At 61.5% G+C, this 25,144-nt stretch carries 18 protein-coding genes and 1 pseudogene; 9 read left to right on the top strand and 10 right to left on the bottom strand.

The window, feature by feature from the left end:
• Positions 1-490: 490 nt before the first annotated feature.
• Complete coding sequence (locus HK439_RS23455; protein ID WP_190293921.1) at positions 491-1,234, bottom strand: lysophospholipid acyltransferase family protein; 744 nt, start codon at positions 1,232-1,234, stop codon at positions 491-493.
• A 162-nt stretch (positions 1,235-1,396) separates the two neighbouring features.
• Between HK439_RS23455 and HK439_RS23450 the strand changes: the two are divergent.
• The 3 genes and pseudogenes from HK439_RS23450 to HK439_RS23440 form a co-directional block, all read left to right on the top strand.
• A pseudogene (locus tag HK439_RS23450) lies at positions 1,397-3,025 on the top strand (AMP-binding protein); the annotation flags it as partial.
• A gap of 238 nt (positions 3,026-3,263) precedes the next feature.
• Positions 3,264-4,415, top strand: a complete 1,152-nt coding sequence (locus HK439_RS23445; RefSeq protein ID WP_190293920.1) for a helix-turn-helix transcriptional regulator — start codon at positions 3,264-3,266, stop codon at positions 4,413-4,415.
• A gap of 210 nt (positions 4,416-4,625) precedes the next feature.
• Entirely contained in the window at positions 4,626-5,582 is a 957-nt protein-coding gene (locus HK439_RS23440) for an AEC family transporter (protein WP_190293919.1), read from the top strand.
• A 20-nt stretch (positions 5,583-5,602) separates the two neighbouring features.
• Here HK439_RS23440 and HK439_RS23435 read toward each other — a convergent pair whose 3' ends face one another.
• Both HK439_RS23435 and HK439_RS23430 read right to left on the bottom strand, forming a co-directional pair.
• Positions 5,603-6,484, bottom strand: coding sequence for an AraC family transcriptional regulator (locus HK439_RS23435; protein ID WP_190293918.1), 882 nt, complete (start codon positions 6,482-6,484; stop codon positions 5,603-5,605).
• A gap of 95 nt (positions 6,485-6,579) precedes the next feature.
• On the bottom strand, positions 6,580-6,900 hold the full coding sequence (locus tag HK439_RS23430) for an antibiotic biosynthesis monooxygenase family protein (protein WP_190293917.1): 321 nt from the start codon (positions 6,898-6,900) through the stop codon (positions 6,580-6,582).
• Between the two features lie 152 nt (positions 6,901-7,052).
• On the opposite strand from HK439_RS23430, the gene HK439_RS23425 reads away from it, so the two are divergent.
• The gene (locus HK439_RS23425; RefSeq protein WP_190293916.1) at positions 7,053-7,886 is read left to right on the top strand and encodes a bifunctional allantoicase/(S)-ureidoglycine aminohydrolase; all 834 of its coding nucleotides are present in this window, start codon (positions 7,053-7,055) and stop codon (positions 7,884-7,886) included.
• A 7-nt stretch (positions 7,887-7,893) separates the two neighbouring features.
• Complete coding sequence (locus tag HK439_RS23420; RefSeq protein ID WP_190293915.1) at positions 7,894-8,388, top strand: ureidoglycolate lyase; 495 nt, start codon at positions 7,894-7,896, stop codon at positions 8,386-8,388.
• Positions 8,389-8,479: 91 nt separating this feature from the next.
• On the opposite strand, the gene HK439_RS23415 is transcribed toward HK439_RS23420, so the two are convergent.
• Positions 8,480-10,075 (bottom strand): EAL domain-containing protein, encoded by a 1,596-nt coding sequence (locus HK439_RS23415; protein ID WP_190293914.1) that lies wholly within the window; start codon positions 10,073-10,075, stop codon positions 8,480-8,482.
• A 211-nt stretch (positions 10,076-10,286) separates the two neighbouring features.
• Between HK439_RS23415 and HK439_RS23410 the strand changes: the two genes are divergently transcribed.
• From HK439_RS23410 to HK439_RS23400, 3 genes are all read left to right on the top strand, one after another.
• Complete coding sequence (locus HK439_RS23410) at positions 10,287-11,210, top strand: sugar kinase (RefSeq protein ID WP_190293913.1); 924 nt, start codon at positions 10,287-10,289, stop codon at positions 11,208-11,210.
• An 88-nt stretch (positions 11,211-11,298) separates the two neighbouring features.
• Entirely contained in the window at positions 11,299-12,486 is a 1,188-nt protein-coding gene (locus HK439_RS23405; RefSeq protein ID WP_190293912.1) for a hypothetical protein, read from the top strand.
• A 131-nt stretch (positions 12,487-12,617) separates the two neighbouring features.
• On the top strand, positions 12,618-14,672 hold the full coding sequence (locus HK439_RS23400) for a hypothetical protein (RefSeq protein ID WP_190293911.1): 2,055 nt from the start codon (positions 12,618-12,620) through the stop codon (positions 14,670-14,672).
• Between the two features lie 75 nt (positions 14,673-14,747).
• Here the strand turns inward: HK439_RS23400 and HK439_RS23395 are convergent, their stop codons facing one another.
• The 3 genes from HK439_RS23395 to HK439_RS23385 all read right to left on the bottom strand — a co-directional run bounded on the left by HK439_RS23395 (position 14,748) and on the right by HK439_RS23385 (position 19,224).
• A complete protein-coding gene (locus HK439_RS23395) occupies positions 14,748-16,580 on the bottom strand; it encodes an ABC transporter ATP-binding protein (RefSeq protein WP_190293910.1) in 1,833 nt (610 codons plus the stop codon).
• A 67-nt stretch (positions 16,581-16,647) separates the two neighbouring features.
• A complete protein-coding gene (aspS, locus tag HK439_RS23390; RefSeq protein ID WP_190293909.1) occupies positions 16,648-18,429 on the bottom strand; it encodes an aspartate--tRNA ligase in 1,782 nt (593 codons plus the stop codon).
• Positions 18,430-18,600: 171 nt separating this feature from the next.
• On the bottom strand, positions 18,601-19,224 hold the full coding sequence (locus HK439_RS23385) for an AAA family ATPase (protein ID WP_190293908.1): 624 nt from the start codon (positions 19,222-19,224) through the stop codon (positions 18,601-18,603).
• Between the two features lie 167 nt (positions 19,225-19,391).
• Between HK439_RS23385 and rnd the strand changes: the two genes are divergently transcribed.
• Positions 19,392-20,579, top strand: a complete 1,188-nt coding sequence (rnd, locus tag HK439_RS23380) for a ribonuclease D (RefSeq protein ID WP_328804228.1) — start codon at positions 19,392-19,394, stop codon at positions 20,577-20,579.
• Between the two features lie 14 nt (positions 20,580-20,593).
• On the opposite strand, the gene HK439_RS23375 is transcribed toward rnd, so the two are convergent.
• The 3 genes from HK439_RS23375 to HK439_RS23365 form a co-directional block, all read right to left on the bottom strand.
• Positions 20,594-22,111 carry a Ppx/GppA phosphatase family protein gene (locus HK439_RS23375; RefSeq protein ID WP_190293906.1) on the bottom strand — a complete coding sequence of 506 codons (1,518 nt, stop codon included), beginning with the start codon at positions 22,109-22,111 and terminating at the stop codon, positions 20,594-20,596.
• A gap of 1 nt (position 22,112) precedes the next feature.
• Positions 22,113-24,326: an RNA degradosome polyphosphate kinase gene (locus HK439_RS23370; RefSeq protein WP_190293905.1), complete on the bottom strand. Its 2,214-nt coding sequence runs from the start codon at positions 24,324-24,326 to the stop codon at positions 22,113-22,115.
• 138 nt (positions 24,327-24,464) lie between these two features.
• A complete protein-coding gene (locus HK439_RS23365; protein WP_190293904.1) occupies positions 24,465-25,139 on the bottom strand; it encodes an HdaA/DnaA family protein in 675 nt (224 codons plus the stop codon).
• Positions 25,140-25,144 lie beyond the last annotated feature (5 nt).

Raw genomic sequence — 25,144 nt, 5'->3', positions numbered from 1 at the left:
AACCGCTTCAAGAACATGGAAACTTCTATCATCAGTCATAGGCGCAGACATAGAAACTGACACCGTAAGCTCCTCCGCTCCTTCAGTGTCACAACCTCTCGCCCATAACCTCATGCCGCGCTAGATGGGGTCGGCTTCGCGCTTACGGAGCAACGCATATACTAGCGTTGCTGACACGGACGGAAGACGAACTCGAGAGAAAGCTCCCGACAACAATTACGAAGATCGAAGCGGCGTTTCTACGTAGTCTGTACGGTGGTGAGATGTACCAGCTTTATTACAATCGCAATTTCACGATCAACAATCACTTAAGGCAGCTGCATGCAGGGAAAACCGACTGTGGAAAGATTGCCGCATACATAGCTCTGCCTGATGGCATGAAAGAAGTTAGTAGGCTGACAGTGGATCGTGATAAACTAATTATGGCAGCGGCTAGGTGTTATGAGCATACAGAGGATATTTTTGGAGCTAGAGCGTCCAGAGTCGGTTTTCATCCAAGGGCTAAACGCCATTCTTCCAAGAATTCTTCTGACGCCAATTTATCCTTTTCATAGTTAATTTCTTTCTCAATACGAGCTAAGAATTTAGCAGGAGTTATACCCGGTGAGATCTCATCCAAAATTTTGACCGTAACTGTTCCATTATAACGCATGAAATAATCATCGTTCCAGAGACAACCTGCGTTATGGGCAATTGGAATAGCAGGAACATTCAATGCCTTGTAAAGTGCTGCTACACCGAATTGGTAGCGCCTATGATCATCGACCCCTATTCTGGTACCTTCAGGAAAAATTAGTATCGATCTTCCCTCTTTAACCGCACGAGTACCTTGCTCGATCATTTCTCTAAGTGCAGCTTTTCCCGCTCCGCGATCGATGAGAATCATCGGGTACTTCGCTAAGTACCAACCAAAAATCGGCACCTTTCTGAGTTCTTTTTTAGCGACAAATGACACGTTTGGGATAAGGTGAGCGAACGCAAATGTCTCCCACGCTGATTGATGATTAGATACATAAAGACGAGGTTGCCCATCAGAGGGGAACCTTCCAATAATCTGATAATTTAAACCGACAACAGTTCTTAAACCTAGCATAATACCGCGTACCCAAAATCGGGAATAACTGCGGACCTTGGATTCTGCGCCGATAAGCATTAAAATTGGCGTGAGCGATCCTAAGGCGATCGTCCAGATGACCAATAGTGCGGTGAAAAACTTTGATCGCAGATACTGCATTCGCCCTATCCGGTTTTCGAGAAATACGCGTTAGCAAATACTTGCTGGAGTCATTTTTTTCAACTGGCAAGATCGACAATCGTTGGCTCTGCGCCAGTTTGTTCGATATCTGTTCTCTATAAATCGTTCACTCTTATCCTTCGCTGGAGCGGACACAATGCGCTGACCGTGCCCGACGAGCTGAAAGGCCGCAAGCGCCGTTCTGCTGCCGGCGCGAAACTCGACGAGATCATGTCCGACCTGATCTTCCAGACCAGCCTGGCGGCCGACCAGACCATCGTCGAAAAGGTGATCGCAACGGCCAAGGAACGCGGCCTGTCGGAAACGGCCGTGGAGGATCCGGTGTCAGGCCATCTGACCTACGGCAAGCTCCTGACCGGTACCGCCGTGCTCGCCCGCAAGCTTTCCAAAATCACGGGCAACGACGAAACCGTCGGCGTGATGCTGCCCAATGCCAACGGCACGGTGGTGACCACGCTGGCGCTGATGTCGGCGGGCAAGGTTCCGGCAATGATCAACTTCACCTCCGGCGCGCGCAACGTGATCTCCGCCTGCCGCACCGCGAAGGTCACCAAGGTGCTGTCGTCGCGCGCCTTCATCGCCCAGGCCAAGCTGGACGCCCTGGTGGAGGAAGTCGGCAAGGAGGTGGACTTCGTCTGGATGGACGATGTCCGCAAGGAGATCGGCATGGTGGACAAGATCGCCGGCCGGCTGACCCGTACCCATCCGCTGGTCAAACGCTCGGCCGACGACGTTGCCGTCGTCATGTTCACCTCCGGTTCCGAGGGCCAGCCCAAGGGCGTGGTCCTGAGCCACCGGAACGTGCTTGCCAACGCCACCCAGGCGGCGGCACGCATCGACTTCACGCCGAGCGACAAGCTCTTCAACGTGCTGCCGATGTTCCATTCCTTCGGCCTGACGGCGGGCACGATCCTGCCGCTGGTTTCCGGCGTGCAGACCTATCTCTACCCCTCGCCGCTTCACTACCGCATCGTTCCGGAGCTGATCTATGCGTCGAACGCCACGACCCTGTTCGGCACGGACACGTTCCTGAACGGCTATGCCCGCGTGGCCCACGCTTACGACTTCCGCTCTCTGCGCTACTGCTTCGCAGGTGCGGAACCGGTGAAGCCGTCGACGCGCCAGACCTACATGGAACGCTTCGGCCTGCGCATCCTGGAAGGCTACGGCATCACCGAGGCTGCCCCGGTCATCGCGATCAATACGCCGATGTACAACAAGGCGGGCTCCGTCGGGAAGCTGATGCCGGGCATGACTGCGCGGCTGGAAAAGGTGCCCGGCGTGGAAGACGGCGGCCGCCTGCATATCTCCGGGCCGAACGTCATGGTCGGTTACCTGCTGGCCGACAACCCGGGCGTGGTCGTGCCCCTGGTCGACGGCTGGCACGACACCGGAGACGTGGTGGAGATCGACGAAGACGGCTTCGTCACCATCAAGGGCCGTGCCAAGCGCTTCGCCAAGATCGCCGGCGAGATGGTGTCTCTGGCCTCCGTCGAAGAGATCGCGGGCGAACTCTGGCCGGAGCACCTCTCCGCCGTGGCGGCGATAAAGGACGAGCGCAAGGGCGAGCGGCTGGTGCTGATCACCGACTGTCCGGCAGCCGACCGCGCCGCCTTCCTCGCCCACGCCAAGGCCCGCGGCGCCCAGGACCTGATGGTGCCGGCGGAGGTTCGCGTCGTCGCAAAGGTCCCGGTCCTCGGCTCCGGCAAGATCGACTTCGCCGGCGTGAACCGACTGGTGGAGGATGGCGAAGCAGACCGGGCGGCCTGAACCTCCCCAAAGCAGACAGCCCGCCCGGCGGAAACGATCGGGCGGCCTGAACCTCCCCAAAAGCAGACAGCCCGCCCGGCGGAAACGACCGGGCGGGTTGTCCCGTTCCACCGGTCCGTGTCCCGGATCGGAGGCGCGTCACGGTGCTCCGGCTGGGCTTGTAATGATTTTTGAAAAGAACGCGTGCCGGAACAGCGTATAACGAAAACCATCGATTGACGCCTTACGGGGAAGAGACTTGCCGGACGAGCCGATCAGCCTCGCGGACTACGCGAACCTGACGCGTCTGATCTACGCGGCCGTTTTCGATCAGAATTGCTGGCATGGCTTTCTGGAGGAGCTGACCCGGGTCACCGGCGGCGTGCGCACCCATCTGTTCGGCTACGACATTCCCGCCGGCCTGTCCCTCGGACTGACGGCGGCCGGATACGACCCCGGCTACATCGACAGCTACAACGACTATTACGGCGAGATAAACGCTTGGGCCCCGGGCTTTGCGACGCATGAAGCCGGTGTCGTCATTCCCTCCCAGCACATGTGTTCCAAACAGACGCTGTTCGAGACCGAATTCTACAACGACTGGGTTCGACCGCAGGAGAACGTCGCGGCCGGCGGCGGGGCCCTGATCTTCAAGGACGAGACCCGGCTGATCGCCTTCGGCGGCAACATCCGGCTGAAGGACGAGGAGAAGCTGGAAGCCGCCTGGCTGCAGACCGTTGGTCTCGTCACGCCCCACCTGCAACAGGCGTTCGAGATCAGCCGGGCACTTGCCGGACAATCCCTGGAACGGGACCTGCTGCTGAATGGCGCGGTCGCCGGCGATGCGGCCATATTGCTGCTGGCGGAAAACGGCTTTCTGCTCCATGCGAACCCGACCGGCCTGCAATTGCTGCAGGAAGGAACCGTCCTGAGAGACGATCATGCCGGCCGGATCCATTTCCAGGATCCTGCCGCCGCGGAGCAACTGGCGCATTGCCGGCTCGCCCTTGCGACGGGCCGTCCGACCGTCAACTGCCGGGTCCCGATACCGGGGCCGGAGAGCGGGCCGGACTACATGTGCCGCATGGTCGTGTTCGAGCCGGAGATGCATGCCGTTTCGCCCTTCCCGCTGTTGCTGGGATATTGGCGCAGAGCCCTTCTCGTGACGATCAGCCCGGCCCGCGACGTCGACCCGCACGGGCACAGGTTGCGCAATCGCTACGGATTGACCGAAGCGGAAACTGCGATCTCGATGGGCATTGCAAACGGAAAGCGGCCCGATGAACTCGCGGACGAGCGCGGGGTGAGCATTCACACCATTCGAAATCAGCTCAAGGCCGCGATGCAGAAGACCGGGGTGAGCAGGCAATCGGAACTGGCGGTTCTGGTGACGAAGGCCCGCCAGTCCTGATCTGCGGCTCCCGGCGCGGGCACCTTCGGCAAATCCTGATCGCAATTCCCTCAACTGAAATCACGGCATGCGCGCCCTCCAGGGAATTGAATCGGCGCCGTCCTTATTGGAAACGTGTTCTTCCCCGTTTCTTTCGGTCCCCACGACCTTGCCACGGCCGTGCAAAAGCGTCATAGCACCAGCCGACTGCCTCATCCGGGATCTTTCCTCTTGCTCAATGTCTTGACCATCAGCGGCACGATCTTCGCCCTGATCGCCGCCGGCTATTTCGCCGTGCTGAAAAACGTATTCGCCGCGCCCGAATTGCGGGTGCTGGGCAAATACGTGATCAACTTCGCCGTGCCGGCGCTGATTTTCCGCGCCGTTTCCAGCCGGTCGCCGGGCGAGGTTCTCAACACCGGCTACCTGACCGCGTTTCTGATTACCTCGGTTGTCCTGTTTTTCTTCGGCTATCACCTTGCCAAGCGCGGCTTCCGCATGTCGCGGGCGGAAAGCACCTTCCACGGCATGGGCATGTCCTGCTCCAACAGCGGGCTGATCGGCTATCCGATCGTGGTGATGGCGCTTCCGTCCATGGCCGGAACCGCGCTTGCGCTCAACATGATCGTCGAAACCCTGGTCATGATCCCGCTCGTCCTCATCATGGCCGAACGGGCCAGCGGCGGGGGGAAGATCACCCTCGATACGGGCCGGCAGATCGCGGTCAAGGTGCTCCTCAACCCGTTCATCATTGCCATCATTTTCGGAATGACCGTCTCGCTGTCGGGTTTGCAGCTGCCGGAAATCGTTTCAAAGCCGATCGGCCTGCTTGCCTCTTCCAGTGTCGCCGTTTCCCTGATCGTCATCGGCGGAACCCTGGCCGGCCTGCCTCTCGGCGCCGTCAACCTGAAGATCGCCGCCGTGGTCCTGGGCAAGCTGGTCCTGATGCCGGCCATGCTTGCAACATGCCTTGCGATCCTGACGGCCTTCGGCCTTGGGACCGGCGATCCCGTCCTGGAGACCGCCGGCCTTCTGATGGTCGCGACGCCCGCCATGGCGACCTACCCGATCCTGGCGCAAAGCTACGGGCAGGAAAACACGGCAGCCCTTGCCATGTTCGCCATGACGATCCTGTCCTTCTTCACGATCAGCGCCCTGATGTGGTTCCTGCAGATCGGGGCCGGCTAGGCCGGAACCGACGGACGGACCTATTTCAGCGGCAGGAACAGGTCGGCAATCGCTTCGTGTTCCGGCACTTCCGGAAAGAAGCTCACCCGCTGGCAGTAGATCGGGAAGTCGCGCGCCTCCTCGCCGCTATCGGGAAGCCAGTCGCGATAGAGGTAAAGCGCGGCGGGCTCCAGATTGTCGGTGTTGCCGACCACGCGCAGCACCGCGCAGCGCCCGCCGGGGATCTCGCCTGCCCTGATCGCCTCGCCATTCGCTTCAATCGGCCGGTCGGTTCCGACGCACAGGTCCACGCTGTAATCGGCAGGTGACGCAGGGCGCCGCTCCGAACGCCAGACGTTGAAGGTCGGGCTTTTATCCGGATGCAGGCCGGCGGCCTTGCGCCAGGCGATGAACCGCTGGATCGTGGCACCGAGCGTCGCCGGGTCGCCCCGATGTTCAAGGATCGCCACCCGCGTGGTCGGGACGTCGCGGATCTCCACGTCGTCGGGAGTAAAGGTCTTCTGCATGCGCTTGCTCCTCGCGTTGTCGAGTGGCCCGAAGGCCGCAAGCCACGGTTCCCAGTCGGGAGATTTCCGGAACGATGACGGCGATTGCCCGAACCGATGCCTGAAAGCGCGGGCAGACGCATCCGGAGCCTCGTAACCGGCATCCATCGCGATTTCCGTGACGGGTTCGTCGTCGCGGTAGGCCAGCCGATAGGACGCCCGCTTCATGCGGGCCAACTGGATGTAGCGATGCACGGACAGCCCGAAGGTCGCCGTGAACTGCCGATGGAAATGAAATTTCGAAAAGGCGGCGACGGCGCTCAGTCCGTCCAGGTCCAGATCGCCGTCCAGATGCCGGTCTATGTGGTCCAGCACCCGCTGCATCCGGGCATGGTAGGTTTGAAGCGCTGCCGTCATCGTTCCGTCCTCCGTGGCGGCACGAGTTGAGCGCACGCGGACGCGCCGCGCTCGACCGATCTTGCGGTTCCGGCAGCACGTTCTGGCGTCCGGGGCTAATCGAAGCTTGCGACGACGTCGTACATCACCGGCTCGAAGCTCTTGCACAAGGCGCTGAGCCGGCGATTGCGCTCACGCATCTCTTCGGACCGGAGCATGGCCAGGAAATCCTCCCGCCGCTTCCACTGGGAGTAGTTGGCGATGCGCGTCTGAGCGTCGTTGACATGAAGACCCGCGCCGATGAACCCCGGCTGGTGCCGGATGAAGGTCTCGTAGGCGTCCTTCAGTTCTTCCATGAGGTCGTAGCAGGTGCCCGGCGTCATCTCGAAGGTCGTGAGCACGGTCTGGCAATCTGACTTGGCGGAAATTTCCGGCATGGCTTCCTCCGTTGGTGGCTTTGCCTCTGGGGTACGGACCCATAAAATTCTGTATTCAGGAGATCACATCCGGAAGTGCTTGACCACCGGGTGCAGATACCTACAAAAGCGAGGAGAATTTCCCGAGCCAGGCGCACCCAAGGATAATGCAGATGGACAGTTCAAATCAGTCAGGCCCCTATTATGCGCCGACCGGAGGACATCCGCCTCAGACCCAGCTTCTGACCGACCGCGCCGTCTTTACAGAAGCCTACGCGGTGATCCCCAAGGGCACCATGCGCGATATCGTCACCAGCAACCTGCCGTTCTGGGACAAGACCCGGGCCTGGGTGATCTCGCGGCCGCTGTCCGGCTTCGCGGAGACTTTCTCGCAATACATCATGGAAGTGCAGCCCGGCGGCGGCAGCACCCGCCCGGAAACCGACCCTGAAGCCGAAGCGGTTCTGTTCGTGGTCGAAGGTCTGCTGACGCTGACGCTGTTCGGCAAGGTGTTCCCGATGGAGCCCGGCGGCTATGCCTACATACCGCCCGGGGCGGACTGGCAGGTCACCAACACCGGCCGGGACGCAGCCCGGTTCCACTGGATCCGGAAAGCCTATGACAAGGTGGAAGGGATCGATACGCCCGCGGCCTTCGTGACCAACGAAAACGACGTCACGCCGAACCCGATGCCGGGGACCGACGGCAAATGGGCGACCTCCCGTTTCGTCGATCCCGACGACATGCGCCACGACATGCACGTGACCATCGTCACCTTCGAGCCGGGCGCCGTCATTCCCTTCGCTGAAACACACGTGATGGAACACGGGCTCTACGTGCTCGAAGGCAAGGCCGTCTACCGGCTGAACCAGGACTGGGTGGAAGTGGAGGCCGGGGACTACATGTGGCTGCGCGCCTTCTGCCCGCAGGCCTGTTACGCGGGCGGACCGGGCAAGTTCCGCTACCTGCTCTACAAGGACGTCAACCGGCACATGAAGCTGCGTTGAGGCTCCCATGACCGAGACCATCAAGATCGAACCGCTGACGGCGGATGCGTTCGCGCCGTTCGGAGAAATCCTCGAAGCGGCCGGAGAACCGGACAAGCTTATCAACCAGGGCCTGTGCGGCCGCTACCATGATCTGGCGACGCTGGATTTCACCGGCGAGGATGCCCGCGCCGGTGTCAGCCTGTTCCTGTCGCAGAAGCGCACCCTGCCCTATGCGCTGGACATGGTGGAGCGGCATCCGCTCGGCAGCCAGGCTTTCCTGCCCATGACGCAGGAGCCGTTTCTCGTCGTCGTCTGTCCCGACGACGGCGGACGGCCGGGTCGCCCGCAGGCGTTCGCCACCCGTCCCGGCCAGGGCATCAATTTCTTCAGAAACACATGGCACGGCGTGCTGACGCCGCTGTCGGACCCCGGCCTTTTCTGCGTGATCGACCGGATCGGCGGCGGCGACAATCTGGAGGAATTCTGGTTCGAAGCACCCTATCGGATAGAGCAGGCTTAGGGTCCGTACCCTAAAGTTCTGATTCAGATTCCGACAAATCAATCAAGTTGTTGAATAGAAAGACAGATACGGTTTTCGGATTGGACCGGGATCAGGCGGCAGCGTCCCTGCCCAGGGCCCCTGCCTCGGCGGATTTTTCCGCCGCATCGGCTTCCGCAGCCAAGCGGGCCCGCTCGCGCTCTTCCTCTTCCACACGCTCGGCAAAGGCAATGTATTCCGAGGCCGGCATGGGAGCTGCGTAATAATACCCTTGCGCGGCGGTCACACCGAGTTCCAGCAGCCTTTCGATCTGCTCTTCCGTCTCCACGCCCTCGGCGATGATGCCCATGCCGAGATTGTCCGCCAGTTCCACCATGGAATCGACGATGGTCGTGGAATTATCGTCCAGGCCGATGGTGTCGATGAACATCTTGTCGATTTTGATGATATCCACGCCGAGTTTCTGCAGATAGGCCATGCCGCCGTGGCCGGTTCCCACGTCGTCGAGCGCGACGCGAACGCCGAGCGCCTGCAGCTCGGCAATGATCTTGCGCGCCCGGTCCATGTCGTCCAGCGGATGGCGCTCCGTCACCTCGACCACGAGTTGCTGGTAGGCAATGTCGGATTTTTCGTAGATCTGCTGGATATCGGAAACGATCTGACGGTCCAGGAAGTGACCAGCGAACAGGTTGATTGACAGTTTCAGATCAGGGTTCTCGCCATAAAGCTCACCCACTTCTTCGGTAGTCTGGACCATGATGTGGCGGGTCATATCGAAGATGTGGCCGGTGCTTTCGGCATAGGCCATGAATTGACCCGGCGACACGATCATGCCGTTCGGCCGCCGCCAGCGCATCAGCACTTCGCAGCCGCGGAGCTTGCCGGTCTCGATATCCATGACCGGCTGATAGTACGGAATGAATTCGCCATTGCGGATTGCCGCGACGAATTCGTCGTTGGCTTCGCTTTCCGGACGCCAGGAAATCCAGACGCCGATCGCCACCAGAAGCAGCGCAAGCCCCGCACAGGCCGCAGCGGCCACGACCTTGAGCGGCTGGACGGCCTGAATGGCGGCCGAGATCGGCGCGACGATCGTCGCGTGCAATGGATACTGCTTCGACGCCACATTGACGACCAGCGTGTCGTTGGGATCGGACCCTTCCGAATTGTAGCCGCCGACGGAAAACCACAGCAGATCGTTGCCGAGACGGATTTCCGCGCGGCGGTAGGCGCGCAGGAATTCCGGTCCCGGGTCGATCGCGATGGCGGCCGGGGTCACTTCGGCGAACAGACGGTAGGAATTCTGCAGGTCCCAGCTGATGACAGCTGCGCGCGCGCCCTGGAAACTCCGGTCCAGCATGCCGATGCCGACGAGCGGACCGTCCTGGCGCAGGATCGGCAGGATCGCTTCTCCGGTCAGTTCCATGTCGGGAACGACGCACATCCGCTTGCCGGACGCATCGACCAGGCCGATCGAATCGATCACGCCTTCGGTGGAAACCACCTTCTGGTAAAGCAGGCGGTCGGCCGCATCGCAGGTCTGGATATCATCCCGGTCCAGACGCTGGAGCGCGGTCACTGTGGAACTGATGGAAATCTCGGCCCGCTGAAGATACCGTGTTCCCATCGCCTCCATTTCGGAACGCGCCTGGCTTTCGGCGTACTGATTGAGGATCATGTTCGCAGCAAAAAGCGGCGCTGTCGCCATCACCAGCGCTATGACAACCGTTCTTAGGAAATTTATATAGCGATGCGACAAGGACTATGCCTGCTCCTCAACAAGTCACAAGAATCCTGTAAGAGACTCGTAAACATCCACTGAATGGAATTCAGAATTCATCAGAATTCAAGGCTTTACGGCGATACAGGTGCAGGTGAACACTGGTTTTTAAGCCGCTTGGGTAATCACGGAGTTTTTCATGCAGGCATTGTTCATTGGCCAAGCCTATATCGACATAACGTTTTTGACCGACAGATTGCCGACGGGAGACGAGAAAACGCTCGCCAAAGACTATGCGGTCAGCTTCGGCGGAAACGCGGTAACGGCTGCCTTTTGCTGCGCAAAACTCGGCGGCAAGCCGGAACTCCTGTGTTCTCTTGCCGACGACTGGCTTGCCCGCATGTTCCTGGATATGGCTGCGAAATACGGTATTTACGTCCACGGCCGCAAGGTCCGGCAATCGTCCCTCTCCTTCATCATGCCGAATGACGGGAAACGCGCCATCGTCCGTTGCCGCGACAATGATTTCATGCATCCGTTTCCGCCGCTGAACCTGGACGGGATGAAGGCGCTGCACCTCGACGGCCATATGCCGGATGCCGCCCTCCATTACGCCAGGGCCTGCCGGGAACGGAAGATCCTGACATCGCTCGACGGCGGCGCGGTGCGAGAAAATACCGACGAAGTGCTCGACCATATCGATGCGGCGGTCATGTCTCTCAGGTTCTGCGAACAGATGGACCAGACACCGGGCGAGACGCTGGAATACCTGCGCAAGAAAGGTTGCCCTCTCGGCGCGGTCACCCTCGGTGAGCACGGCACCGTCTGGTACGAGGCGGGCGGTCCCGACCGGTTCCTGCCCGCGCTCGACGTGCCGAAAAATAAAGTCATCGACACCAATGGCGCCGGCGACGTGTTCCACGGCGCCTATATCGCCTCGTATCTTCATGCCCCCTACCGAAGCTGGGAAGAACACCTGCATTTCGCCCGCGGCGCATCGGCCCACGCGATCCAATGCCTGGGCAACGAGGCCAGCCTGCCTTCCCTGGAAGACATTACCGAGGCGATCCGGACATTTCCGGAAAAGCAGGGCGGCATGCCCGGTCCGGCCGATCTCACCTGAACTTATTCCCTTGCGTGAACCTGCCACTTATCCCAGTGTTGCTTCGGGCAGGAGCGACAGCAGCTCAATTGAATTCAAGGAGCCCTCGATGAGAGAATTTTTCCGTTCCACCGCATGCCGGCTCGTGCTCGTGCTTTGCGCCAGTGCGCCGTTTGCGCCGCTCCCGGCAATGGCCTTCACACCGACCGGGAACGATGTGGCCGATGCCTTCATGGCCGTTCTGGAAACCGATGATGGAATGGTCGACAGCTACGGGTCCGTCAGCGAAGGCGGAGAAACGGTCGTCATCAAGGACCTGCTTCTGAAGCGGAAGGACGATGACAAGAAATCCGCGACGATCGCCACCACCACGCTCCGCGACGGCATGGTGCAATCCAACGGACGCCTGAAGCTTGGTACCCTGTCGATGTCCGACCTCTCGGTCACAGCCGAAGACGGCGGTCTTGCCATCGGAAGCTTCACGGCGACCAATCTCGTTCTGCCGACGCCCGAGGAACTGAACGGCAGCGACGGCAAATCCGTGATCGGGCCATCCTATGAAACGCTGGAAGTGCTGGATGCAGCAATTTCCGACGGTAGTGGCAACAAATTCGGCATTGGCCGGCTCTTCACGGCGATCGATGAGATGGACGGCGACCTTCCGACGGCCTTTCGTTTCGCGATCGACGACCTGAAAATCAAAGCCGCCAACCTCGATGACGAGGCACAAAAGTCCCTGACAGACCTCGGCTATGAAACCCTGACGATCAGCGCCGAGGGCCAGGGTCGCTGGGATCCGGAAAAGGAAACGCTTGAAGTGAAGAACCTCAAGCTGTCCGGTGCGGATGCGGGAACCTTCGCCCTCAATCTCAGCCTCGGCGGTGTCACCCGGGAAGTGATCACCAAACTCGGCGCGGCGGAAGGCGATCCGGAGAGCGCCATGGGCCTTGTCCAGGGTGTGAGCGTCCAGAATGTCTCTGTCCGGCTCGACAACAGCTCGCTGGTCGAACGGGTGCTCGACATGCAGGCCCGAGAAGCCGGGATGGACCGGACGACCCTCGTCCAGCAACTGACCGCCGGCCTGCCGATGATGGTGTCGATCCTGCAAAATCCGGCGTTCCAGGAGAAGGTCGTGACGGCGGCAACCACTTTCCTGAACGATCCGGTTTCGCTGGAAGTGACCGTTGCCCCCGCCAATCCGGTTCCCTTCGCCCAGATCATGGGCCAGGCGATGATGGCGCCTCAGACTCTGCCTGAGGTCCTGGGGGTCGATGTGGTCGCCAACAGCGCAAACTAGGTGGATGGACCGGTGCCGGCCCCACGCCGGCACTGGTCCCGATAATACGCAGCCAGGGAGGATCCGAAGTGGCACTGGTTTTTGCAGAAAAATTCCGGTCACGGGCAAGATGCGTCGTGCTGGGAATAGCCTTGTCGTTTGTAGTCGCGGGTTCGGCCCAGGCCCAGGACGCGGGATCCGGGGCAACCGGCATTATCGGCAAATGGTTCGACAAGCTGAACAGTTACGACATGGTCAGCACGAGCTACGGGTCCATAGAACCGGGCGACAGCCTGCGCAACGCGACGGTTAAGGACGGAGTCATCACCATAGAACTGCCCGCCGACCAGGCTTTCAAGGCAGGAGATGTGACGCTCCGGTTCAGCTTCGACGCGATCGACTTCACCGGCCTGACCCAGACCGGGGACGAAATCATGGCGGACCGGATCGCGGTTCCCGGATCCTTCGATGTCGACATGACGTTCAAGACCAAAAACGAAGCGGGGTCTGCCGCCTCCGAACCGAAACCCGACGACAGCGCATCCGCGATGCAGGAAACCCCTGACAGCGTGACCGCTGTCGGCGGGCAGTTCCATGCCAGCTACCAGGATATCCTGATCGAGGGACTGGCAGCGCCCCGTGCCCTGCCCGGACTGGATCTGGCCAAGACCGATCCAATGGCCTTCGCCCGCGCGATTTTCGACACCACGCGCAAGGTGGCGATCAAACGGGCGTTTATCACTTCGGCGACCGCGACCAGCACCACGCCGGATGTCGGCTCAAGTTCGGCCACCTACGAAAACATGTCCCTGATCGGCATGGCCGACGGACGTATCGCGGAAGAATATCTCGACGAAATCAGGTCCACGGAAACGCCGATCGGTACCGGCCCCGACGGTGGCGCGCAGAAAATCGAGGTCAAGGCCGGCCCCATCATTGCCCGCGGCGTGGATCTGGTACCGCTCGCACCGCTGTTCGGCGCACCGGCGGAAACCGGCCGGACTGTGCTTCTGGACCGGGAGGAAATCCTGAACCTGGAGTTTTCGGGAGACGGCGCCAAGGGTGAAATCGGCGGCATGATGCTGGAAAATATCACGGTGCCGAAGCAGGAGCCCTTGCGGCTGTTTTCCCTGCTCGAGAAGCAAGGCAAGGGAGAGCCGGTCTCCGAGGACGAACTCGGCATTGCCGCCCTGGAAGCGTTCGGGGCCTTTTCGCTCGGCCGGCTTGAAGTCAACGACCTCGACGTATCCGCGGACCAGGGCAAGGCCAGCCTGCGCCGTTTCCTTGTCCGGGATCTGAGCGGTCTGGGATTGGGAGAATTTGCGCTCGACGATTTCTCGATCTCCGTCCAGGACGAAGGTCAGATCGAATTCGATCATGCCGGCATTTCCGGCATCGAGTTTCCGCCGATCGCCGCACTGACCGCCCTTGAAGGCGTCGACAATCCGACCCCGCAGCAGATCCAGGCCGCGCTCCCGATCCTGCGGAGCGTTCTGGTGAGCTCTCTCGGCGTGACCATCCCGGCCGAAAACGTCAGTCTCGGACTGGATCTGTTCGAACTGACCCAGGGCGGTCATGTGGCCAAGATCCCGACGCGGACGTCTCTCATTGTCGATGGCCTCGTCGTTCCGACCGACCAGATAACGGATGAAAGCGTCAAGAGCCTGCTCCAGAGCCTGAACATCGAGGAGCTTTCGCTCAACGAGTCCCTGGCGGTTGCCTGGGATGCGAACACCAGGGACCTCAGCATCCGCGACCTGACCATCGAGATGGTCGACGGCGGAACGGCAACCTTGTCGCTGACGCTCGGCAATGTTCCCGAAACGCTGTTCACAAATCCGGAAACGGCCCAGGTCGCCCTGGCTTCGGCAACCTTCAAGAAGGCGAATTTGCGTGTGAAGGGTGCTGAACTCGTCACGGCTTTCCTGAATGAGGAATCGTCGAAGAACCAGATGTCGAAGGAAATGCTCGCAGAAGGCCTTGTCGAAACCCTGCGGGGCGAACTCGGCCCGTTTGCAGGCACCGCGTTCAGCGAGGAATTCCTGTCCGCGCTGCGCACATTCCTCAACAATCCGGATGAACTGGCGGTCTCCTTCGAACCGGCAGCCCCCGTCCCGATGGCCGAGATCCTCGGCCTGGTGATGACGAGCCCGCAGGCCCTTCCGGAGCGCCTGGGCGCAAAAGCCGTCGCCACCAGCGCGCAGTAAATCCTGCGCCGGCCGACAGACAGAAGCCGTCCACGGCAACGCGGGCGGCTTTTTTCGTAAGCTGAGATCGGGAAACTATTCGGCGGCGGGCTTGCTGACCGGGGACTGCCGTTCCGTCTCATCCGGCTTGCTGTTGCCGTCCTGGAACTGCAGCTCGCACAGGCGGCGATAGATGCCGTCCTGGGCATAAAGGCTGTCGTGGGTCCCGCTTTCCACGAGCCGGCCGCGATCCAGAACATGGATTGCATCCGCATGGCGGACGGTCGCCAGCCGATGGGCGATCACCAGGGTGGTCCGGCCTTCCATCAGCCGTGTCAGGGCCGCCTGGACCTTGGTTTCGGATTCCGCATCCAGCGCCGAGGTCGCCTCGTCGAGGAGCAGGATCGGGGCGTCGCGCAGCATGGCGCGCGCGATGGCAACCCGCTGGCGTTGGCCGCCGGAGAGCCGGCCGCCGCCCTCGCCCGCCGGCGCATCATAGCCGCCGGGAAGATCCATGATGAAGTCGTGGGCGTTGGCATCCCGGGCCGCCTGTTCGATCTCGGCGTCGCTCGCACCGGACCGGCCAAGGGCAATGTTGTCGCGAATGCTCATGTCGAACAGGAACGTATCCTGGGTGACCACGGCGATATGGGCGCGCAGGGACGCGACGGAAACATCGCCCGTGTTCTGGCCATCGATGGAAATATCGCCGCTGTCGGGCTCGTAAAACCGTTCGATCAGGCTGAAGACCGTTGATTTTCCCGCGCCTGACGCACCGACCAGGGCCGTGGTCTTACCGGGTTCGGCCACCATGGTCAGGCCGTTGAGTGCCGCGCTCTCGCCATAGGAAAAGCGGACATTGTCGAAACGGATCTCGCCGCCCCTGACCACAAGCTCGGCGGCATCCGGCTTGTCGGTCAATTCCGGCACGTCGTCGATCAGTTCGTACATCAGCCGGACGCCGACGAGGTTATTGTTCAGGTTCACATGGAGGCGCGCGAGCCGCTTGGCCGGTTCATAGGCAAGCAGCAGCGCGGTAATGAAGGCAAAGAACGCGCCGGGATCCTGATCGAGATTGACGACACTGTAGCCGCCGTAAAGGATCACCAGGGCGATGGCAAAGCCACCCAGCGTTTCCATCAGCGGCGACGTGCGCGCCGTCAGGGATGCGATCTTGTTGGACCGGTGCTCGACATCGGCAACCGCCGTGTTCATGCGCGCGCGCATGTGATCTTCCATGCCGAAGGCCTTGACGATCCGGATGCCGATCGCGGTCTCCTGCAGGGTGCTCAGAATGTGTGTCGTCGACACGAACTGCGACTTTGCATGCTTGCGGACCCGGCGCACCAGAACGGACACCCCGATGATCGCCGGAGGCATGATCAGAATGGCAAAGGCGCTCATGGCCGGGTTCTGGACGATCATGACGCCGACAAGCCCGATAATCGTCAGAATGTCCCGTCCAAGGGTAATGACCAGCATTTCAAGGACGTTGCGCGCAGCGGTCGTGTTGTGCTGGACACGGGTGGACAGATCGCCGAGCGCAGTGCGGTCGAAATAGGACAGATCCTGCTCGGTAATGCGCTGGAAAAGCCGGCGCTGGCAGTCGGCGATGATCGCGTTGCCGATCCGGCTCAGGATGACCATCTGGCCGAAGGTGGACGCTCCCTTGACCGTGAAGATCATCATCACCACGCCGGCGGTCACATAGATCATGAAGGCGTCGCGGTTGACGAAGACCTGGTTGATGACATCCTTCATGATCCAGGCGCTTGCCGCCGTGGAGCCGGCAACCAGCGCCATGCAAATGAAGGCCAGAAAATAGCGCGACGCGTATTGGGAGGCGTTTTCCAGAACCAGACGCCGGATGAGCTGCACCGAGCCCTCCGGATCCTTGAAGACCTGCCAGTTTGCAGGATTAACCCGCATATCTTGCCTTTCGTGCCAAAAGGGCCGGTCTTTCGCCGGCCCTCATCCTGACGCTTCGTCCGAAGACTCAGGCCTCCGGCAAATTGAGCCGAATGTTCAGTTCACGCAAGTGCTGCATCTCCGGTTCGGAGGGAGCATTCATCATCAGGTCCTCGGCACGCTGGTTCATCGGGAACATGATGACCTCGCGGATATTGATCTCGTTCGCGAGCAGCATGACGATACGGTCGATCCCCGCGGCACAGCCGCCGTGCGGCGGTGCGCCGTACTGGAACGCCGTGGCCATGCCGCCGAAGCGCCTGTCGACCTCGTCCTTGCTGTAACCGGCGATTTCGAACGCCTTGTACATGATCTCGAGGCGATGGTTTCTGATCGCGCCCGACAGAAGTTCGTGGCCGTTACAGGTCAGATCATACTGATAACCGCGCACGTCAAGCGGATCGCCCTGAAGGGCTTCCAGCCCGCCCTGGGGCATGGAGAACGGGTTGTGCTCGAAGTCGATCTCGCCGGTGTCCTCGTCGCGCTCGAAGATCGGGAAGTCCACGATCCATGCGAATTCGAACCGGTCGAGATCGGACAGGCCGAGTTCCTCGCCGATGATGTCGCGTGCCTTGGCGGCTACGCGCTGGAAGCTCTTCGGCTTGCCGCCGAGGAAGAAGGCGGCATCGCCGACCTCCAGGCCGAGCTGGACGCGGATCGCCTCGGTGCGCTCCGGACCGATGTTCTTGGCCAGCGGGCCGGCGGCTTCCATGGAGCCGTCCTCGGCCTTGCGCCAGAAGATGTAGCCCATGCCCGGGAGGCCTTCTTCCTGGGCGAACTTGTTCATGCGGTCGCAGAACTTGCGGCTGCCGCCCTTCGGCGCAGGAATCGCGCGGATTTCCGTGCCCGGCTGTTCCAGGAGCTTGGCGAAGATGGCAAAGCCCGAGCCGGCAAAATGCTCCGACACGATCTGCATCTTGATCGGGTTGCGCAGGTCCGGCTTGTCGGAGCCGTACCAGAGCATGGAATCCTTGTAGGCGATCTGCGGCCAGCCGCGGTTGACCGGGCGCCCGCCGCCGAATTTTTCAAAACAGCCGGCCAGAACCGGTTCCATGGTGTCGAACACGTCCTGCTGGGTGACGAAGGACATTTCCACGTCGAGCTGGTAGAAGTCCGTCGGCGAGCGGTCGGCGCGCGGGTCTTCATCGCGGAAGCAGGGCGCGATCTGGAAATACTTGTCGAAGCCGGACACCATGATCAGCTGCTTGAACTGCTGCGGAGCCTGCGGCAGGGCGTAGAACTTGCCCGGATGCAGGCGCGACGGCACCAGGAAGTCGCGCGCGCCTTCCGGCGAGGAGGCGGTGATGATCGGCGTCTGGAATTCGTTGAAGCCTATGTCCCACATACGCTGACGCAGATCGGCAACCACTTGGGAACGCAGGATCATGTTGTTGTGAAGCTTTTCCCGGCGCAGGTCCAGGTAGCGGTGCTTCAGGCGCACCTCTTCCGGGTACTCCAGCTCGCCGAAGACCGGCAGCGGCAGTTCCTTGGCCGCACCGAGGATCTCCATGTCGCGGATGAAGATTTCGACCTCGCCGGTCGGCAGTTCCGGATTGATGGTTTCCTCGGTGCGCTTCTTCACGTCGCCGTCGATGCGGATGCACCATTCGGAGCGCACGGTTTCGGCCAGGTTGAAGGCGGAGGAATCCGGATCGACCACGCACTGGGTAATGCCGTAGTGATCGCGCAGATCGATGAACAGCAGGCCCCCGTGATCGCGGACACGGTGAACCCATCCGGACAGGCGCGTCGTCTCGCCAACATGGGTTGCGCGCAGATCGCCGCAGGTGTGACTACGGTAGGGGTGCATGTATTCCTCGACTGGTTCGAAAACAAACAGAATTCGTTCGCGCCCTCCACTGAGAGGGCCACGCCGGCTGGAAAAGCCACGTCAGCGGCATAAAGTCAAGGGACGGCCCGCCACAGTGCCCCGGTTTCGAAGCGGAGCGTTAGCGAAAAGCCCCGGCGGCCCGTACTCGGATCAATCCACCGCCTGCAACAAGGGATGCCACTGACCGCGGATTTCGTGGGACTTGGCATCGTGGTAGTCGAACACCCCTGCCCCGGCCGCGGCGTGTTTGGCATAGAGCACCCGATCCGATATGCGGCAGAGCACCGGATAGCCCGCTTCCGCCAGCTTCCGCTCCAGTTCCGCAACCTGGGTCGAGCGGCGGGTGACCCGGTTGGCGACAAGGTGGATGTCCGCCTTGCCCTTGCGCACCCGCTTGATTTCGGAAATCCCGTTCAGGAAGCTGATGGTCGCATCCCAGTCGAAGACCGAAGGCAGAACCGGCACGACAATATCCGAGGCTTCGGAGATCAGGGTTTTGGCGAGTTCGCTGCGCATTCCGCCGGGACCGTCGATCACGACCGCATCCATGTCCTTGAGCTTGCCGCCGATGGCGTCCGCCTTGGTCCAGTTCAGACCTTCGATGGCGGCCATGTCTTTCGGACGCCGCTTCGTCCAGGCCAGGCTCGACTTCTGTTTGTCGGCATCGGCGAGCGCCACATCATCGCCGCGGGCGGCAAGAGCGGCGGCGAGATTCGTGGCCACGGTTGTCTTGCCGCATCCGCCTTTCGAATTCACAACCAGAATCTTCCGCATCCCTGCCTCCCTTGCGCGGCCCGCCTGCCGCCGTGCCATTTGTCTTGATAGCCACCCTACATAGGTGCACTTATTGCGCTTGTTCAAGAGCAAGCTTTTGCAAACGAACCATTTCGTGGCGACAAAGCGGCAGGACTGAGGTATACGTCGTCGTCACCATGGAAGATGTGATTACAACGACAAAAGACCTCGCCGCTGCCTGCCAGCGCCTTTCGTCTCATGACTATGTGACCGTCGACACCGAATTCCTTCGGGAAACGACGTTTTGGCCCAAACTGTGTGTCATTCAGATGGCAGGACCCGGCATGGCCTTCATCGTCGATGCGCTCGCGGAAGGCCTGGACCTCGCGCCGTTTTTCGACCTGATGCGCAACGAAAACGTCACCAAGGTTTTCCATGCGGCCCGCCAGGACATCGAGATCGTCTACCATCTGGGCGGGCTGATTCCCGCGCCGCTGTTCGACAGCCAGGTGGCCGCCATGGTCTGCGGTTTCGGCGATTCTATTTCCTACGATCAGCTGATCTACAAGGTGACCGGCGCGCATATCGACAAGTCGTCGCGGTTCACCGACTGGGCCCGGCGCCCGCTGACCAAGAAGCAGCTCGACTATGCGCTGGCGGACGTGACGCATCTGCGTGACGCCTATCAGTTCCTGAAGGCCAATCTCGCCGAACAGGACCGCAGCCACTGGGTCCAGGACGAGATGAAGATCCTGACCTCGGAAGGCACTTACCGGACTGAGCCGGCCAATGCCTGGCAACGGCTCAAGATGCGGGTGCGCAAGCCCGTTGAACTCGCGGTGATGAAGGAAGTCGCCGCCTGGCGCGAAACCGAAGCCCAGACGCGCAACGTGCCGCGCAGCCGGGTCCTGAAGGACGACGCGATCTACGAGATCGCCGCCCAGCAGCCGCAGTCCTCCGAAGCGCTCGGCAGGCTCAGGACCATCCCGCGGGGGTTTGAACGCTCCAAGGCGGCCGACGACATCCTGAAGGCGGTTCGCGCCGCCATGGCCATTCCGCGCGACCAGTTGCCCAGGCTGCCCAAGGGCCGCCCGGCGCCCGACGGTTCGGCCGCCGCCGTCGACCTGCTCAAGGTCCTGCTCAAGCTTGTCAGCGAGGCCCACGGCGTTGCTGCGAAGGTGATTGCAACGGTCGATGACCTGGAAAAGATCGCCGCCGACGACAATGCCGACGTGGCCGCGCTCAAGGGCTGGCGCAAGGAACTGTTCGGCGATCTGGCCCTGAAGCTGAAGCGCGGCGAAGTTGCCCTGGCCTTCCAGAACCGGCAGATCGTCGCCCTGGAACAGACCGGCTCTGAACAAAAAGCGTCGTCCACGACGCAGGCCGCGGAATAAGTCTGCCGCAGCGGTCAACCGACCGCGATTGAACAGCCGCTCTTGAAAAGCCGGGCAAACTGCCGGAACCGCTTCATCAGGCGTTCCCCGTCGAGGGCGGCGAGTTTCGGCGGCAGCTTCATCACCATGTCATCGGACGCCCTGGTGATGGTCACGTGCGGCAATACCCCGTCCATGGAGGCCGTCAGCAGAGACGCCACCCGCATGGCCGCGCCCAGGATCCGCGCCCGGTCGCGCAGGCGGTCGGTGAAAAGCTTGCGAATGACCGGCGAGAGCGCCCCTTCTCCCAGGCCCTGATGCCTGTAGAAGACGGAGGCGGCCAGGTACGCCCTGCCCGCGTGATCGAGCCCGACGAAGGCCGCGTTGGAGATGATGTTCAGGCTCTGCTCGCCGCGATAGTCGGGATGCGCCCGCCAGCCGATGTCGGACAGAAGGCAGGCCGCATGGCGCAGCCGGCGTTCGTATTCGTTTTCGTCGATCCCGAGTTCGGCGAAGATCCCGTCGGTCCAGCCAATCAGTTCCTCGGCGAATTCCGGCGACCGCGCACGGAGGATGGCCAGTTCGCGGGCGGCCTCGATCAGCGGATCCTGCTCCTGCAAGTCGGGCGAAAGCGCTTCATGCAGCAGTCCTTCGCGAACCCCGGTCGCGGACATGACCACCTTTTCCGCATTCATGGCCTGCAGGGCGCGCTCCATGACAACCGCGCCGAACGGCACCAGCGGGCGGCGCTGTTTGGACACCACCTCCGCGCGCGGGACATCCTCCAGATTGCGCTTCGAGATGGAGCGGCAGAAGGCAATCGCCTCTTCGGCCGGGATCTCGTAATTGTGCATCACATGCAAAGGATAGTCGTTCTGGACCAGATGGAGACGCGCCAGCGAGCGCCAGGTCCCGCCGACCGCATAGAAAGTCCGCTCCCCGGGCTCCATCCGCGGCCAGGCATACCCATTGAGGCTCTCGTCGGTGATCTTGCGCGCCTTTGAAATATCGCCTTCCGACATTTCCTGGAGACGCAAGCCGCCCAAGGGAAAAGTGCTTCCCACTCCGGGTTTGGCGCCGGATACCTCGACAAGTTCCAGACTGCCGCCGCCAAGGTCCCCGACAATGCCTCTGGGACGCCAGAAGCCGGCTACCACGCCAAGGGCGGAATAATAGGCCTCCTCGTTGCCGTTCAGGATGCGCACCTTGGCGCCGAGGATTTCCTCGACCTTCGCAACGAACCGGGAGCCGTTTTCCGCATCTCGGACGGCTGCCGTGGCCACGATGTGGGTTTCCTGCACACCGATATGGTCGCACAGGGCCCGCAACCTCGAGAGTTCCTTGAGAGCCAGATCGACGGACTCGTCGGCTAGCCTGCCTGTTGCCGCGACGCCGCGGCCGAGACCGGCCAGGATCTTTTCGTTGAACAGCATCGTCGGCGTACGGGCCTTGCGTTCGTAGACCACGAGGCGGACGGAATTGGAGCCGATATCGATAACCGCAAGCGGTCCCGTGCCGTTCAGCCGTCCCCTGACGGATTTGGTGCCAGCCATATCACCCCCGCTGCGGGCGTTCCAGGAAGGGACGCGGCCGGTCGCTTTTCAGCGACTTTCCACGCCCGGACAGAGACGGATTGGTCATGAAATACCGATGCGCGTTGAACGGCTGTTCATTGGGCGCGGGTACGATACGCTCATGGCCGCCATCAGGCAGAATCCGCCAGCTCTGTTGGTTGTCTTTCAGGTTCGCCACCATGATCTGGTCGAGAACCTGTTCATGGACCGTCGGCGTCAGCAGAGGAACCAGAACCTCCACCCGCCGGTCGATGTTGCGCGGCATCAGATCGGCGGACCCGATATAGACATGCGCCTGCGGTGACGGCAGTCCATGGCCGTTGCCGAAGCAGTAGATGCGCGAATGCTCCAGGAAACGGCCGACGATCGATTTCACCCGGATGTTTTCCGACAGGCCGTCGATCCCGGGCCGCAGGCAGCAGATGCCGCGTATGACCAGATCGACCTGCACACCGGCCTGGCTTGCCCGGTAAAGCGCGTCGATGATTTGCGCATCGACCAGCGAGTTCATCTTCATCCAGATCTGGGCCGGCCGGCCCGCGTTGGCATGGTCGATCTCGGCCTCGGTCAGGTCCAGGATGCGTTTTCTGAGGTTCACCGGAGAAACCGCCAGGTAATCGAGCTCCGCCGGCTGGGCATAGCCGGTGATGTAGTTGAAGACGCGCGCCGCATCCTGAGCGATCCCCGGATCGTCGGTAAAGAACGACAGATCCTCGTAGATCCGCGCCGTGATCGGGTGGTAGTTGCCGGTGCCGATGTGGCAGTAGGTCTTCAGCTGCCCGTGTTCGCGCCGGACCACCATGGAAAGCTTGGAGTGGGTCTTCAGCTCGATGAAGCCGAAGACGACCTGTACGCCGGCCCGCTCCAGGTCGCGCGCCCAGCGAATGTTCGCTTCCTCATCGAACCGGGCCTTCAGTTCCACAAGCGCGGTCACCGACTTGCCGGCTTCAGCCGCTTCGGCCAGCGCCTTGACGATGGGACTGTCATTGGATGTGCGGTAGAGCGTCTGCTTGATCGCCACGACATCCGGGTCCTGGGCCGCCTGCCGCAGATACTGCACCACCACATCGAACGACTCGTAGGGGTGATGGACGATGATGTCCTTCTGGTGGATCGCCGCCAGGCAATCGCCGCCATGCTCGCGGATCCGCTCCGGGAACCGGGCCGTATAGGGTTCGAATTTCAGGTCCTTGCGTTCCAGGTCGACGATCTGGGACAGGTTGTTGAGCGCAAGCAGACCGTCGGCCAGAAAGATTTCCGAGTCCGAAACGTCCAGCGCGTCGGCCACGAATTCGCGCAGGGCCGGCGGCGTGGTGTCCTGGATTTCCAGACGGATCACCGATCCGCGCCGGCGGCGTTTCAGCGCGCTTTCGAAAAGCCGGACGAGGTCTTCGGCTTCTTCCTCGATTTCCAGGTCGGAATCGCGAATGACCCGGAAGGCGCCCTTGCCGCGGATCTCGTATCCGGGAAACAGCCGGCCGATGAAAAGGCCGACGACCCGTTCGATGGCAATGAACCGCGCCACTCCATTCTCACCATCTTCGAGGCGGACAAAGCGTTCCACCTGACCGGGGATGCGCAGAAGCGCGATCATGCCGCGTCCGCCGGACACCGGCACCAGTTCGAACACGATCGAAAAGCCGAGGTTCGGAATGAACGGGAAAGGGTGCGCCGGGTCGATCGCAAGCGGCGTCAGGACCGGAAAGATGTAGGACAGGAAATGATCTTCGAGCCAGCCCTTCTCCTGCGCCGTCAGACTGTCGATGCTCAGGATCTCGATCCCGTTTTCGGCAATCACGCCGCGCAGCTCGCGCCAGATCGCCTGCTGGGAATCCTGCAGGTCGCGGACCGCTTCGGAAATCTTCTGAAGCTGCTCGGTCGGGGTCAGGCCGTCGTCGGAGGTGTTGGTCACGTCGGCGCGCTGCTGGCCGCGCAGACCGGCGACGCGAACCATGAAGAATTCGTCCAGGTTGTTTGCGGAAATGGACAGGAACCGGACCCGCTCCAGAAGCGGGTGGTTGGGGTTCATGGATTCTTCCAGAACACGCCGATTGAACTGCAGCCAGGACAATTCCCGGTTCATGAAACGGGCCGGCGAGCTTGCCAGTTCGCCAATGCCATTCCCTTCGCTGCCCGGTTCGACACTGTCAGCCGGCGCCTGTTCGGTCTGGGAAAGATCGACGGTCTCGTTCATCTCGCTTCCTCGTCCTGCCGTTCCTAACATCCCGGCCGCGCATCGGATACGCGGCGGTTCCGCGCAGCGCCTACCATGTCATTATGACCGTTCTACCGTGCCCGACAGTTGTTTGCCGCCTCACAAGCAGATTCAGACTCACTTATGCACGTTTTCCAGGACGCGCCCGGCCAAAGGCTTGGTGATTTTTGCACGGTCTGCAAGCGATTCCCGGTCAATGGCATCGACAACCTTCAGGGCAACGCCCAGGGATCGTTCCATGCGCACCACCAGATAATCGACGACGCCGAGGTCGATCGCGATCTGACGGTCGGCGAACAGCTTGACCAGAACCCGGCGCAGCAGATCATCGTCCGGCTCTTCGATCTCGATGGGGGCTGCCGCGCGCAAGCGCGACATCAGGTCCGGCAAGGTGATCCCCCAGGCGGTCGGCCAGGTCCGGCTCGTGATCAGCACCGGTACACCTGCCTGGCGTGCGGCGTTCAACAGATGAAACAGGGCCGTTTCGTCGATGCCGCGATGGGCATCCTCGACGACCACCGCCTCTTTCGTGACGAGATCGGCGACAGCTTCGCCCGTCAGTTCACTCGCCTTGACGACGGCAGCCCCGGTTTCGGCATGGAACGCCTCGACCAGATGGGTCTTTCCGGACCCCACCGGACCGGCAAGGATGACGACAGGTGCCGGCCAGTCCGGCCAGGAGCCGAGCAGCTCGAATGCAGCCCGGTTGGATTTTCCCACCAGGTAGTCGTCGCGGCCAAGCGCTGCTTCGTGCGGCAGGACCAAAGGCAACTGGCGAGGAGTTTCCGCCATGGAGT

The sequence above is a fragment of the Roseibium aggregatum genome (genome assembly GCF_014692675.1).
GTDB classification, from domain to species: domain Bacteria; phylum Pseudomonadota; class Alphaproteobacteria; order Rhizobiales; family Stappiaceae; genus Roseibium; species Roseibium aggregatum_C.
The sequence above is the reverse complement of the archived record's forward strand: the minus strand, read 5'-3'. Positions and strand labels throughout refer to the sequence as shown.